Annotated in this window: 12 protein-coding genes and 1 pseudogene; 9 read left to right on the top strand and 4 right to left on the bottom strand. The window is 58.4% G+C overall.

The window, feature by feature from the left end:
* Nucleotides 1-4: 4 nt before the first annotated feature.
* The 7 genes from K3F49_RS39280 to K3F49_RS34280 all read left to right on the top strand — a co-directional run bounded on the left by K3F49_RS39280 (nt 5) and on the right by K3F49_RS34280 (nt 8,415).
* Complete coding sequence (locus K3F49_RS39280) at nt 5-343, top strand: cytochrome P450 (protein WP_276575447.1); 339 nt, start codon at nt 5-7, stop codon at nt 341-343.
* Between the two features lie 491 nt (nt 344-834).
* On the top strand, nt 835-1,824 hold the full coding sequence (locus tag K3F49_RS34300; protein ID WP_234685294.1) for a formylglycine-generating enzyme family protein: 990 nt from the start codon (nt 835-837) through the stop codon (nt 1,822-1,824).
* Between the two features lie 25 nt (nt 1,825-1,849).
* Nucleotides 1,850-3,487 (top strand): arylsulfatase, encoded by a 1,638-nt coding sequence (locus tag K3F49_RS34295; protein ID WP_452101150.1) that lies wholly within the window; start codon nt 1,850-1,852, stop codon nt 3,485-3,487.
* A gap of 403 nt (nt 3,488-3,890) precedes the next feature.
* Complete coding sequence (locus tag K3F49_RS39275; protein WP_276575444.1) at nt 3,891-4,025, top strand: hypothetical protein; 135 nt, start codon at nt 3,891-3,893, stop codon at nt 4,023-4,025.
* A 33-nt stretch (nt 4,026-4,058) separates the two neighbouring features.
* A complete protein-coding gene (locus K3F49_RS34290; protein WP_234685292.1) occupies nt 4,059-4,280 on the top strand; it encodes a hypothetical protein in 222 nt (73 codons plus the stop codon).
* Nucleotides 4,281-4,596: 316 nt separating this feature from the next.
* Nucleotides 4,597-5,427, top strand: a complete 831-nt coding sequence (locus K3F49_RS34285; protein ID WP_234685291.1) for an LssY C-terminal domain-containing protein — start codon at nt 4,597-4,599, stop codon at nt 5,425-5,427.
* A 732-nt stretch (nt 5,428-6,159) separates the two neighbouring features.
* On the top strand, nt 6,160-8,415 hold the full coding sequence (locus K3F49_RS34280) for an MASE1 domain-containing protein (protein WP_234685290.1): 2,256 nt from the start codon (nt 6,160-6,162) through the stop codon (nt 8,413-8,415).
* Here K3F49_RS34280 and K3F49_RS34275 read toward each other — a convergent pair.
* On the bottom strand, nt 8,410-9,072 hold the full coding sequence (locus K3F49_RS34275) for a response regulator transcription factor (protein ID WP_234685289.1): 663 nt from the start codon (nt 9,070-9,072) through the stop codon (nt 8,410-8,412). The genes K3F49_RS34280 and K3F49_RS34275 overlap by 6 nt on opposite strands.
* Before the next feature lie 484 nt (nt 9,073-9,556).
* On the opposite strand from K3F49_RS34275, the gene K3F49_RS34270 reads away from it, so the two are divergent.
* Both K3F49_RS34270 and K3F49_RS34265 read left to right on the top strand, forming a co-directional pair.
* Nucleotides 9,557-10,930 (top strand): OpgC domain-containing protein, encoded by a 1,374-nt coding sequence (locus K3F49_RS34270; protein ID WP_234685288.1) that lies wholly within the window; start codon nt 9,557-9,559, stop codon nt 10,928-10,930.
* Nucleotides 10,931-11,000: 70 nt separating this feature from the next.
* Nucleotides 11,001-11,219, top strand: coding sequence for a hypothetical protein (locus K3F49_RS34265; protein WP_234685287.1), 219 nt, complete (start codon nt 11,001-11,003; stop codon nt 11,217-11,219).
* A 219-nt stretch (nt 11,220-11,438) separates the two neighbouring features.
* Here K3F49_RS34265 and K3F49_RS34260 read toward each other — a convergent pair.
* The 3 genes and pseudogenes from K3F49_RS34260 to K3F49_RS34250 all read right to left on the bottom strand — a co-directional run bounded on the left by K3F49_RS34260 (nt 11,439) and on the right by K3F49_RS34250 (nt 14,286).
* Nucleotides 11,439-12,061, bottom strand: a pseudogene (locus tag K3F49_RS34260) (tyrosine-type recombinase/integrase).
* Nucleotides 12,062-12,219: 158 nt separating this feature from the next.
* A complete protein-coding gene (locus K3F49_RS34255; protein ID WP_234685286.1) occupies nt 12,220-13,194 on the bottom strand; it encodes an acetylserotonin O-methyltransferase in 975 nt (324 codons plus the stop codon).
* Between the two features lie 273 nt (nt 13,195-13,467).
* Nucleotides 13,468-14,286, bottom strand: coding sequence for an alpha/beta fold hydrolase (locus K3F49_RS34250; RefSeq protein ID WP_234685285.1), 819 nt, complete (start codon nt 14,284-14,286; stop codon nt 13,468-13,470).
* Nucleotides 14,287-14,380 lie beyond the last annotated feature (94 nt).

The following is a 14,380-nucleotide window of genomic DNA, read 5'->3' as shown; positions in this document are numbered from 1 at the left end:
TGATATGCCGGTCGGGCCAGGCTCGCGGATCGTGATAGCGCCGTATGTTCTTCATCGACATCGCGAGCTGTGGGGCCGCCCCGATGCATTCGACCCCTCGCGTTTTTTACCGGAGAACCGCGACGGAATTTCACGTTTTGCCTTTTTGCCCTTCGGGATTGGGCCTCGGACTTGTATTGGTTCGTCCTTTGCCCTGCAGGAAGCTGCAATCGTTCTTGCTCTCTTAACCCGCCGCTTCGAAATGCGGCTGTTGCCGCACGCTGAGGTCTGGCCCCTTCAGCGCGTTACATTACGCCCCGCAAATGGGCTGCCGATGCAACTGGTTCCGAGGAGAGCGAGTTAACTGCTCGAAACGTTTTGCCGAGTGGAGGAAGCAAACGGTCAGACCGAATAGAACTTAAGGATCTTAGCCCGACATTTTCGTGCTTGGCCCGCGAAGTAAGCAAAAGGATGGAGGAGAAGATATGCTGCGTTCAGTCTTGTTAGTCGCATCAGTCGTGATGCCGCCGTTCGTCTACGCAAATTCGGCATACTTGAGTTCAGCCGGATTGTTTATTGAACGGTTGTGTCCATGACGCCACGACCCTGGCACTTTTTGCATAGTCATCTGGGCCTCTCGACAAGGAAGAGGCGACCTCTCTCGATTGATCTAGATCAATAGAAGAAGGATGTGCCGCTGCGAACGTGCGACCGCTTCAGGTGTTCGATTGGTCATGTTGACTGACTAAGATGTTAAGTCGCGCTCGCCGCCGGCAGAATCGACGCTAGGAAACTGCCGAGGGATTTTGCGGGTGCCCCTCGCACTTTTTTAAAGCTCATTCGCTGGGAGCAGAGATGCACGACGTTGGGGTTGCGGCAGGCGTACCTTTGTCGGATGAGCCTAGCCAGGGCGGCATGAACTGGATTCCGGGCGGCACGTTCCGCATGGGCTCCGACAGGCACTACGCCGAAGAGGCACCCGTCCATCGCGTGTCTGTGAGCGGCTTTTGGATGGACCGAACGCCGATCACCAATCGCGATTTCCGCAAGTTCGTCAACGCTACAGGCTACGTGACATTCGCGGAGACGCGGCCCGAGGCAAAGGACTATCCAGGCGCGCTGCCGCACATGCTCAAAGCAGGCTCGCTGGTGTTCACGCCACCGAAGCGTCCGATCGATTTGCGCGACTGGTCGCAATGGTGGAGTTTCAAGTTTGGCGCCAACTGGCGCCGGCCATACGGCCCCCGCAGTTCGATCAGCGGCTTCGACGATCATCCCGTGGTCCACATTGCCTATCGCGATGCTGAGGCCTACGCGACATGGGCCGGCAAGGACTTGCCGACCGAAGCCGAATGGGAGTTTGCCGCGCGCGGCGGACTCGACGGAGCCGAGTTCGCCTGGGGCGACGAGCTCATGCCCGGCGGCAAGCCCATGGCGAATATCTGGCAAGGCGCTTTTCCGTACCAAAATCTCGAGAGCGACGGTTACGCACGCACGTCGCCCGTGATGGCGTTCTCGCCGAATGGCTACGGCCTCCATGACATGATCGGTAACGTCTGGGAGTGGACCACGGATTGGTGGTCCACCAGACATGAGCCCGATGCGGCCAAGGCGTGCTGCATTCCGCGCAATCCACGCGGCGGGCGTGAGCAAGACAGCCATGATCCGTCTCTCCCCAGGATCAAAATTCCCCGCAAGGTTCTCAAAGGCGGCTCGCATCTCTGCGCGCCGAACTACTGCCGCCGCTATCGCCCGGCTGCGCGCCATGCGGAAGCGGTGGATACGTCCACGAGCCACGTTGGTTTTCGATGCGTCATAAGGAAGAGAGTAAATGATGAGCGATGAGAAGAAGGATAACAAGGCGCGCAATATGAGCCGCCGCAATGTTCTGCTCGCGACGACAAGCATTGCCGCCGCGTCTGCATTGGGCGCCGCCGCATCGGTTGAAACGGCACTGGCCCAGGCGCAGCAGGCACCGAGCGGACAGCGGCCCAATATCGTCTTCATCATGGGTGACGATATCGGCTGGTTCAATATCGGTGCCTATCACCAGGGCATCATGGCAAGCCGGACACCGAACCTCGACAAGCTCGCCGCGGAAGGCATGCGCTTCACCGACTACTATGCCGAGGCGAGCTGCACGGCGGGCCGCGCCAACTTCATCACCGGAGAGCTGCCGATCCGTACCGGGCTTACCACGGTCGGTCAGGCAGGCTCCCCGATCGGCATGCCGGCGCAAGCGCCGACCATTGCGACCGCGCTGAAATCCATGGGATACACCACAGGTCAGTTCGGCAAGAACCACCTCGGCGACCTCAACGAGTTTCTGCCGACGGTGCACGGCTTCGATGAGTTCTTTGGCTACCTCTATCACCTCGACGCTATGGAAGACCCCGCCCACCGCAATTACCCGCAATCACTGCTAGCCACGGTCGGTCCTCGCAACATGGTTCATTCATGGGCGACCAACGTCGACGATCCGTCGGTGCAAGCCCGCTGGGGCAAGATCGGCAAGCAGCGGATCGAGGACGCCGGGCCCCTGTATCCGAAGCGGATGGAAACGGTCGACGACGAAATTCTGCAAACCACCTTCGCCTTCATCGACAAGGCGAAGCAGGACAATAAGCCGTTCTTCGTCTGGCTCAACCCCACGCGCATGCACGTCGTCACGCATCTCTCGGAAAAATACGAGAACATGCGCAACTCGGAAAACGGCTGGTCGGTTTCCGAGGGCGGGTTCGCCCAACTCGACGACATCGTCGGCGCCGTGATGAAGAAGCTCAAGGACGAGGGCTTCGACGACAACACGATCGTCGCGTTCACAACCGACAACGGCGCCGAGAACTTCACCTGGCCTGATGGCGGCCAGACGCCGTTCGCGGGCGGCAAGGGAACAGCCCTGGAAGGCGGCTTCCGTGTGCCCTGCATGATTCGCTGGCCGGGTAAGGTGCCGGCGGGAAAGGTCGAGAACGGCATTATGTCCGGACTCGACTGGTTCCCGACCTTTGTCGCGGCCGCCGGCAATCCGAATATCGCCGACGAGTTGAGGAAGGGAAAGCAGCTCGGCGACAAAACCTATAAGGTCTACCTCGACGGGTACAACCAGATGGACCTGATTACCGGAAAAGGCCCGTCATCGCGCCACGCGATCTTCTATTTCACGGAGGGCACACTGAGCGCGGTGCGCGTCGACGACTTCAAGTATCGCTTCACCGATCAGCCCGGCGGCTGGTTGGGCGGCACAGTCAAGGTTGATTGGCCGATCCTCACCAATCTCCGCCTTGATCCCTTCGAGCGCACAAATTTGCCGAACGGCGATAAGGGGTCATTGGCATTCTATAACTGGTTCGCTTACGAGTTCTGGCGATTCCAGTTCGTGCAGCAGGAGGTGGGCAAGCTCGCCCAGACTGCGATCGAGTTTCCACCAATGCAGAAGGGTGCGAGCTTCAACCTGGAAGCCGTCAAGGAGCAGATCGAGAAGGCCATTCAGTCGCACGCTGGCAAGTAGAATATGGTGACGGGCGCCCTAAGCCCAGGGGCGCCAGTCTGACAAGCATCATGTAGCAACTGGGCGACGACCAAAGCTCGCATTTCCGCTGATGGCCCATCGCGCCCTTACTGGGCCGGCTCTGTTGGTCTGCTCCTTAGGGCTAAGCGGACAGATTATGCTGCCGCCCGATCTTCCATCTCCGCCCCGCGCATCACGATCTTAAGCACATCATCCGGCAATGGTCGCAGCAGCGCCTTCGTCTCATCCCGCAGCCCGCGCATCCAAACGTCGCACCGGTTAAGGGATTGGTTACTGGTCACTGTCACCATTTACACATAGGTCGCATTATGCGGCAGCGCATTCTGAGAACAGTCTAATACTTCGGGACGGCCGGTTGGCGGTCCTTTGTAGGAGAGGCCCAATGTTTAAGGGCTTCACGGCGGCAGTTGTGGCGCTGATTAGTACAGCGCAACTGGATCAATACCTAACCAACGGTCGATACACCGACGCGGCCATGGCTATGCTGCGGCAAATCAGGCACGCGTTCGGGTTTTGAGATTGTCCCTCGGGGACGACTTTGAGGCGTGTGATGGAAAGCGTTGCATGGACTGATCTCGACGCGGATGAGCAACGCGCCATTGCGATATTGGGAGCCGGACTTTCTATCGAGCTGTGCGACCCCGTTGCACTCCTGACCTTAAGGCGGCTCGGTCTGATCGTGGGCTCCCATTTGACGGCTGCCGCACACGATCTGCGGAGGGGCGTGCTTTTAGGCGAACTCGGGACCCGCGATTGCAGCCTGAAGGTATGAATGAGGCTCGGGAGGTATTGGAGATGTCAGGAGCTATTGGGCTGATCGTGGAGGGTTGCGCCGCGCGCCGACATTTCCGAAGTTGGGGTTAGACCGGAGGTCGCCAACTTGGGTTCTGCCCGACGCTTTTGACCCGAAGGCGACTTCGATTGTCGTCTCCACTCAATGGGAGCTTGTCCGACCTGTTCTTGAAGTTCTCAAGGATTTCGAGACGTGCAATTTGTCCAAACAGCAATACGGACGTGTCTTGCTGAATCCGGTCCCCTCAGGGAAAGCTGTTGGACTGAGGGGGCTTTCAACGAGGCCGTGCAAGATCATGAGATTGCTCAAGCTTCTTGTGCAGCGTTTGCTGATCTTTGGATTGGGAATCTTCTGTGTCTGGTTGATTGTCTTTGTTGTTTTTGAAACCGCGGACCGCAGGCTACCTTGGATCCTGGCGGTCAGTGCTACCTACGGCATTGCCGCGTATATTGTTCTGCCACGCGCCATTCGAATGGGCCTGAAGATTCTCCAAAGCAAACGTGTGCCGAGTTACACGATTACGGGCGACGGATTGCCTGGAGATCCCGTGAATGTCGTGCTCGTCGGCACGCTCCAGCAGCTTCGCGGGGCCTTCGCAGCGCTCGGCTGGTCGGAGGCAGATCGGCTTAGTCTAGTCAGTTCATGGGGCATGGTCCGAGCCTTTGTGCTCAATACCCCATACCCCACCGCCCCGTTCAGCACCCTCCATCTTTTCGGGCGGGGCCAGGACATCGGTTTTCAAAAGGCGATCGATAACAGCCCGCGGAAGCGCCACCACGTACGGTTCTGGGCTTTGAGTCAAACGCGTGCCCAGGCAACCTGGGGAACAGCAGATTTCTGGCTAAACACCGAACGCCCGCCGGACAACGAATGCGTTCTTTGGATAGGAGCTGGCACCAGGGACACCGGCCTATCCCTCACTCGCCTTTCATTTCAAATCACCCACGCCACAGATTCGGATACGAATGCAGAGCGCGATCATATTGTCGGTGAGTTGAAGAGGATTCGAACCATCGAAGCGGTGAAAGTCTATCAGGCCGGCGAGAATCTTCTCGCCGAACGCGTCAATCACTACATTACCGATGGCGAGATCACGTTGGCGATTCTGGTTGAAAATGGCGATTGACGTCAAAGCCAAGATTTGCCGACGCTACCTCTCAAACTGTCCAACCAGGCGAGCCCGGTTTCGCTGTTTCACGGAAATAACTGTGGTGGGCCGCGTCCTCCCTGCGAAGATTCCACTATCGACATCCATGTCCGTTGTTGGCCCTTTTGCGAAGTGTCGGCGCGCCTCGTCGAGGTCCGGTCAGTGGGGTAGAGCGGTCTAGATTTGCTCACGTTGAGTTCTTCGCATTTTGGCCCATTTCAGACTTCGCGGGGAGGGCTTACAAAGCAGTTGCGCGTTCCTCTAACTCGAAATGGGTAGTTTCCCCAACGAACCCGATGCGCGATGATGCAGGGCAATTGCGGTGGCCGCCGCGGTTGTGGGGGGCGGCCTTGATTCCTATCAGAGTCAGCGACAGGCCGCTTAGCTCCGAAAGGTTTGCGCGACTTTAGATCCTCGAGCTGTAGTCCCAATTCGCAGTTCCAGGAGGCCGCAATGGCAAATGTCTATTCAGTTCTGTCAACGTCCTTAGTTGCTACCGTTCTCATGGCTGGCAATGTCCAGGCCCAAAGCATTGCTCCGGAAGGCTCCGTCTTCGCTATATTCACCGCCACGCCCATTCCAGCCCCCAGGCCGATGCCGATCGGCATCGGCAGAGGGTTTGCCCGCGTGAGCCAAACACGCGCCATCTCTTCGTCCGTCGGCAGACTGCAGTGATCAATCCGATCTGAGCGCATCTCGCCGAGTTTTGCAGTGGCGCACCGATCGGACGTAGGGGCGTCGATCAACCGCTTGGTCAACGGGAAAGTAGCGATCTTCGATCTTTATCAGGGAGATCAAAAGGTCAGCCATCATGGACAATCCAACTGCCTGGTCCAGGCGTCGACGATGTCCGATCCACGATCGCTAATGCCGGAGATAAATTTCCGCCGGGGCACCAAGTATGCCGGCGGCCTGGTCGCGATTGGAGTGATCTATTTCGTCCTGGCAAAAGGCGGCCTCGCTCTCGCCTCTATTCATCCCAGCGCAACGCCGATCTGGCCACCGACGGGTCTCGCGCTGGCGGCGGTGCTGTTGTGGGGATATCGGACCTGGCCCGCAATTTTCATTGCAGCGGTGATCGCCAATGCGACCACCGCCGGCTCCGTTGCCACCGCAATTGCGATTGCGACCGGCAACACTCTTGAGGCCGTTGTTGGCGCTTATCTGGTCAATCGATGGTCGCGCGGACGTCATACGTTTTCGAGACCAAATTCTGTCGCGAAGTTTGCTCTGATCTGCATCGTGATCGCGACGCCGATCAGCGCCAGCATTGGACTGACCAGCCTGGCGACCGCCGGGTACATCGATCGGACCAATTTCGCGGACGCCTGGGTCACATGGTGGCTGGGAGATGTGACCGGCGCGCTGGTCATTGCCCCCGTTATCGTGCTTTGGGCATCGAGCCACGACCTTGCATTCAACCGCAATGATTTTTTGGAGACGGTCGGTGTCCTCGCAACGGCGGCGGCTGTTGGACTCATTGCTTTCAGTCCCCTGATCGAGCAAACGCCGGGCAGAGATCCACTGGGTTTTCTCGCGATCCTGCCAATGTTGTGGGCGGCGCTGCGCCGCGGTCCGCGTGACACCGCAACGGTTGCGCTGGTGCTTGCCGGCATCACGGTTTGGGGGACGCTCACGGGCGGCGGCCCCTTCACGACCGCGGACCTCAACGTTTCATTCCTGCTGGTGTTGATGTTCCTGATCAGCATTACGGTTCCGAGCGTGTTACTGAGCGCCGACGTCGAGGTCCGCAAGAGGGGGGAGAAACGTCTGCGCCGCGCGCAGATCGAACTCGAACGGAAGGTCGCAGAGCGTACGCAGGAGCTTGAGCTCGCCAATGCAGCAAAATCGCGCTTCCTTGCCATGGCAAGCCACGATTTGCGGCAGCCATTGCATGCACTGGGCTTGTTCATTGCCCAGCTGCGCATGCCGCTCAGATCGGGGGAACGGACAAGGACGATCGAGCTGGTCGATGCAACGCGCAAGGAAATGGATGAAATGCTCAATTCGCTGCTGGATATGTCCAAGCTGGATGCTGGAATCCTTATACCCACAATCACCGAATTCCCGATCGCGCGACTGTTGCAAAAAATTGAGACGACGTTTGATCAGGCAACGCGAGAAACGGGCTTGCGTCTGCGCGTCAGGCGAAGTGACGCCTGGGTGCGGAGCGACGCCATGCTGCTCGAACGCATACTGCTTAATTTGGTATCTAACGCTGTGCGCTATACGTTGCAGGGTGGGATCATTGTCGGCTGTCGCCGGCGCGGTCAAATGTTGCGCATCGAAGTATGGGATAGTGGTCCCGGCATTCCCGAGGATCAGAAGCAGAATATCTTTGGCGAGTTCATTCAACTGGCCGCCCGAGACCGGAACCGGTACGGCAGCATGGGGCTCGGCTTGGCTATTGTCGACAGGCTCCGCCTGCTTCTCAACCATCCAATCGACTTGGCTTCGACCGTGGGCCGAGGTTCGCGATTCGCGATCCTGGTTCCGATGGCCGATGAATGCGGCACATCCGCCGAGCCCGTCGACTCTCCCCATCCCGCGGCCTTTGCAGTCGAAGGCAAGGTCGTTCTTGTTATTGCCGATGCTCCAATTGTCCAGGAGGGAACGGGCGGACTGCTTGGCAGATGGGGATACACCGTCCTTACCACCGGATCCGACGAAGCGGCACTTATCCGACTTGCGGAGCGCCAACAACGCCCCGATCTCATCATCTCGGATTATCATCTTGCGAATGGAAAGACCGGGATCCGAGCCATTGAAAAAATCAATGCGGCGCTCGGTTCATCCATTCCAGCTATTCTCATCAGCGGCGATACGGCACCTGAACCAGCACGTGAGGTCAAAGATAGAGGATACATTTTGCTGCACAAGCCTGTCGACCCGATGCGGCTCCGCGCTGTCATGCACGAGCTCTTGATGGATCATGGCGATGGGAGGGGTACCCGGGCGGCTTCATGACTCGGATTTCGGCGGCGATTCCCAGCCCATTTTTCCTACTTTTATGACTGCCTCGGTGCGGCTCGTTACGCTGAGCGCCTTGAGAACGACCGTGATGTGATTTTTCACTGTCGGCACTGCCATGTTGAGCGTCTTGGCAATGATCTTGTTGCTTTTTCCCTTCATCAGAAGTGCAAGCACTTCGATCTGCCGATCGGTCAATCCGAGACCCCTGAGAAAGTCGGGCGTCGTTGATTTATTTGTTAGCCGCGGAGACGGTGTTTCCTCCAGAATTTCAGAGGGAATGTAAATACCGCCAGAGAACACCAACTCAATGGCGTTGAGCATGACCTCTCGTTCGGTCGTTTTAGGGATGAAACCCAGCGCGCCAAGTTTGAAAGCGCGCTTGACCGTGTCTTGATCATTCGAGGACGAAAGAATGATGATAGCAATAGTCGGATAGCTGTCTCGCAGTTCGCGGAGGACAGAGAAGCCATCTCTGTCGGGCAAATTGATATCAAGCAAGATGAGGCTGATGTCGGGATGTTCCTCGACTATGCCCACTGCCTGACGGCTGCTCGAAGCTTCAAATATGACGGCTTCTCGCTTCAGCTGTCTCAGGACGGCGCACAACGCCTCGCGTATCAATGCATGATCGTCGACGATAAGGACTTTCATGAAAAGCTCTCCGTAATCGCATGGCACGGAGATCCAATTCAAGAAATCATACACCCGCCTTTGGGTCCTTGGCGAGGAAGAGGCTGGCGGGAAGACTGGCCCCGAAACCGGTCCATTCTTCATCGCTGGCCCAACCAGCGGCTCACGGTGAGGCACCCAAGATAGAAGTTGAATGCCGTTGTATGCTGTAATTGTAATCAGCTCACGGGACGCCAAAAAAGCGCGTGCGGACCACAGGAGACGCGGGATTCAGACTGCGGATATCTGTAGGTACCTTGATCATAGGACCTAGGAACCCCTCCGTGAGGACCTCCGGCTGATTTACGCGCTGTGCCATTGAACGATAATCGTCAACCGACAGCCTCCCGCGCCAGGAGGTTCTACCAGGCGTCGCCGTAATTCGCGGCCGGGTCCGGCGCGGCTGATGTTTTTCGTCAGTTTCGGTCCCTCTTGAAACGTGCTCGGACGCCGGACGGGGAACCAGATGCTTGATCGAACTGCCACCCCGAAGCCATTCGCAGGCGCGCTGCCGGAGTTGAACGGCTACGGCCGCGATCTGCGCATTGATGCCTGCCGCGGCATCGCGCTCTGGTGGATCTTTCTTGACCATGTCCCCGACAACATCGGGAGCTGGCTGACGCTGCGCAACTACGGCTTCAGCGATGCCGCGGAAGTATTCATGTTTCTTTCGGGTTTGACCTGCGCGCTGTCCTACGGCAAGGCACGGCAGAGCGGGGGCTGGGCCGGCGTGATCGGCCGGACGCTGTGGCGCAGCTGGGATATTTATGTCGCATTTCTGCTGCTCACGCTCGCCTGCGCCATCGTGGTTCACCTCGCAGGCGGCGGCCCTCTTGCCGACAAGAGCAATACCCGCATTCTGTTGGATCAGCCGGGCGTGACGCTCGCGCACGCGGCGACCCTGCAATACCGCCCGGTGAATACCGACATCTTGCCGCTCTTCGTGCTTTATCACCTTTTGTTCGCGCCGCTGCTGTGGCTGCTGCTGCGAGCGCCGAACGCAACGCTGGGCGCGTCGCTGCTGCTTTACACACTGGTGCACGTCTTCGGCTGGACCATCCCGGCATGGCCGAACGGCCACTGGTTCTTCAATCCGCTGGCCTGGCAGCTGCCGCTTGTGCTTGGCGCGTGGTGGATCATCGAGGGCAAGAGATTTCGACCGTGGGTGACGTCACGCACCGTGCTTGTTCCCGCGGTTCTCTATCTGCTGATCAGCCTCATCATCGCATTGAGCTTTAGCGTCAAACCGCTGGAAGCGTTGGTCCCGCAGGCACTCCTGACGTTGTTTTACCCGATGGACAAATCGAATCTCGCTCCATTGCGACTGCTGCATTTTCTGGCCCTTGCAGTTTTGGCCGCATGGCTCGTGCCTCGCGATTGGCGAGGGCTGACGACGCCGGTGATGCGTGGCGCCATTCTCTGTGGCCAGAATTCGCTGCCAATCTACTGCCTTGGCGTTCTGCTGACGCTGGTCAGCCACCTGGCGCTGCTCGACATCTCGAAGGGGCTGACGATGCAGATCACGCTCGGTGTTGGTGGCGTGCTGGTGATGATCGTGGTGGCGACGCTGCTGAATTTGATCACGATCAAACCCAGGCAGCAGCCGCACGCGAGGGCTGTCGAGCAGCCAACCAGGTCTGAGCTGGTCATCACTCCCATGACAGCCAGGGCGCTCGGCGTTGACATTCCGCCCGCGTTGCTCGCCTGTGCCGACGAGGTTGATCGACTAAAGATGCTGTTTGCTCCGGTGCGCGAGTCCGGCTGCGGCGCGGATCCAGTGCCAGCAATCGCGCGCGCCTTCGGGCCGCCAGCGAAAAGTGTGGGTCAGGATGTGGATTAGATCACAAGGACTCACAGGGACTGTGGAGCCTGCCCCTTAATCTTCCGGCCATCGTACAGGAGCCAAGGCCATGATTTCTCAGCCAAGGACCCACAAGAGAGCGATGTTGTTCGCGGCGTACGTGACGTTGGCCTGCGTAGCGGCATTTCTGTCGGTCAACCTGACATCACCCACCAGCGCCGCGCTCGGCGCGGACTGGCAGTGCAGCCGGTTTGCGCTCGTATTCACGACCTGCACCCCGGTGGGTGCACACGAGACCGTTTCCATTGGCATGCGCAAGCCGACCTAGTACACCAAAAACCGGGCGCGATGCTGCGAAAGTAAACTGAAATCAGAGGACACCCTCTGCGAGGGCTCCGTTACTAACTTGAGCCGGGCTGCCGATACGCTCGGCCAACTCCAACAGCTGCTCGATCTGGCGTTCGGTTGGAATGTCGCCTTCTGTCGCTTCATGGCCCGCAGCCGGCTGAAAGAGAGGGGGCAGAGCATGTCCGCTCTGCCCAGTAGTTCAGACGTCGACTTGCTCTGCTATCGCGAGCGCATCGTCGACTTCAATTCCCAGGTACCGGACGGTGCTCTCGATTTTGGTGTGCCCCAGAAGCAGCTGCACGGCTCGCAAGTTGCCGGTGCGCCGATAGATAAGGGTCGCCTTTGTTCGACGGAGCGCATGCGTTCCGAACAGGTGAGGATCCAACCTATACCGGCCGGCCAACCCGATAACAGCCGGGCATATTGCCGAGTTGTCAGGCTGCACCCGGAGCCTCGACGACCGGTGAACAGACAGTCGCCACGCTTCTTGCCGGTTGCCCTCAGGTAGTCATCGATGGTTTGGCGGGTGGACTCTGTAAGTTCGAATTTGACCGGCCGTCCAGTTTTCTTCTGGCGCACGCTTGCTCTATCGGCCGCATAGCCACTTGGTGCCACGTCATCGACTTTCAAGCCCACCACATCGCAGCCACGAAGCTTGCTGTCGATGGCGATGTTGAACAAGGCCAGATCACGGAGTCGCCCCTCGACCTGGAGCTTCGTCCGGATAGACCAGACGTACTTCGGGCGAAGTGGCGGCTTAGCGCCAACAATCTTACCCTTGTTCCACGGGACGTACTTTCCGAAGTTTGAGACATCGGTCATGATGACCTCCTCAGTTAATGAGGCCGGTCACTTTCGAACGTGTCACCTTCTGAACATACGTCGGCTTCCGGACGGTTGGAGGCATACTTAGGTCCAATTCGATGGATAGGAGGTCGCATTTTGACCCGCAACGGACGTCAAGAAGATACGCTCCAGCCTCAAGCAATAACAGCTTCCAAAATGCTTGCGGCTGAATTGGTCGGTACCACTTGAGCTAGGCGAAAGCCGGCTTTGCCTAGAAGTAGCTTGTATTCGTCGGCCGTACGCTCCTGGCCTCCCATTTGCACAAGCATCGCTATATCAAGCATTTTTACTGGATGCGGCGCGTCGCCGGGCGGCACCACCATTTCGACAATCAGCAGACGTCCGGCCGGGTTCATAGCCTTGCGGACATGGCCGAGGATCGTAAGGCATTGATCTTCGGTCCAATCATGGAGAATGTGAGAAAGAATGTAAGCGTCCGCCCCCGCGGGAACGCTTTCGAAGAAATTTCCGGGCTGGATGCTGATCCGATTGCTCACGCCTTTTGCGTCAAGCAACGCTGGTGCGTCCTGCACCACGTGCGGCCTGTCAAACAATATGCCCCGCGGTCCGCAATGACTGGCAAGGACGGCCGCCAGCAAATTCCCAGTCGCACCGCCAACGTCAACAATGGTGTTCAAAGTAGAAAAATCGTAAGCGGCAGCGACGGCCGGCGGCTCCTGACTGTGGAAGCCGACCATCGTCTCACTGAACAGCGACGCGTCATCGGGATGTTGCGCGAGGTAGTCAAAGAACGATACGCCGTGCGCCTTCTCAAAGCCGGTTTTGCCGGTCTGCAATGAATAGATGATGTTATCCCAGCCCCTCTGAGCCCAATGGCTGCCGGAGATCAACACGCTTGATCTTGCTGAGCCAGGCGCTCCAGTTTTCAGCGCCTCGCCCAAATCAGTCAGGGCAAAACGCCGCTCCGCTTGCTCGGTTAGAATGCCCATGCTCGCAAGAGTACGCATCAGCCGGTGCAACGAAGGCGAGTGTACTCGCATAGGCCCGGCAAGCTCCGCAGCGCTCCTGGGACCAGAGGCGAGTTGATCGGCCAACCCCAGCTTGGCCGCCGCGTAGACGGTTCTCGCGACAACATGGGCCCGGCCCATTTGGATTAATCGAACGTGAGGAGGGGGGTCCGACCTACCTTCTGCCATGTCCAATCTCTCAAAAGAATAATGGTGCAATGTACGACCTAGTCGAGAAACCGGCTACTTCCGGTTCTGGGCCCTTCGCGACAGTTTGCGTGGCGCAGGGATATGTCCGCAGTTGGGGGTAGACCGGACGTCTCGCTCTGAGGGTCAAACCGGCGCTTTTGACCCACAGCGGACATGACGCACTCCGGCGTGATGTCTGTACTTTACGTCATGGGGAGTTCGATCTCACGCGGCTTGCAGTATCAACTCGCTCACGCGATCTGGTGCATCGAGCATTGCCATGTGCCCGACATCAGGCAGCTCGAACGTGGCCCAAGACTTGTCGCTCTTGCATTCTGCCAGAGCCTTATCAAACGGCGGCTGTCGAAATTTGGGGAGACGGATATATGTCTTCTTCGCCACCTTTTGGAGCGCCCCGGTTACCTTGATCGGCTGAAGATAGGCGCCGACTGGATGCGGAGTCACTTTGGACTCGGCGAACGCCCGATCGCGTTCGGCAACGACAGCGGGCGGATACGTCGCCGATCCGCGAACACCTGCCTCGCCCTTGTCGATGGCCGCTTGTATGCCTTTGCGAACCGGCTCGGCCGCGGTGTCTGCAGCCCTTTGCCCATCGGCTGGAATGAAGGCATCAAGCCATACAACCGATGAGACGCGATCGCCGATGCTTTCGAGCGCGCCGGAACCTACATAGCCTGCAAGGGACCACGCCACGAGGCAGACGTTGTCGAGACTTTCCCACTTGATCAGGTTGACGACGTCGACGATGTGGGTGTCCAGATTGACGTCCCTGCTCAACAAATGCGAGCGTTCTGCTAGACCGGTCAGTGATGGAGCGAATACCTTGTGGCCGCTCTGTTCGAGTCGATCGGTGACCCGTCGCCATATCCAGCCGCCGCAAAAAGCCCCGCTGACGAAGACGAAGGTCTTTTGCCCAGATTGCGCGCGGGCGGCACCCATCACGTCGGGCGCCGCTGTTGCGATGAGACTACCAGCTGCAGCACTGCGAAGCATGCGGCGACGCGATATTGCGCTATGCGTCATGACCAAATTCCCACTGTTTAAGGAAAATCCGAGACTAGCAGCGAATTGCAACCTGAAGGATATACGAGCAACGGCTCACGGCCAAGGTCTGCAA

The sequence above is a fragment of the Bradyrhizobium monzae genome, assembly GCF_021458635.1.
In the GTDB taxonomy this organism is placed as follows: domain Bacteria; phylum Pseudomonadota; class Alphaproteobacteria; order Rhizobiales; family Xanthobacteraceae; genus Bradyrhizobium.
This window is presented reverse-complemented; position numbering and strand designations above follow the sequence as displayed.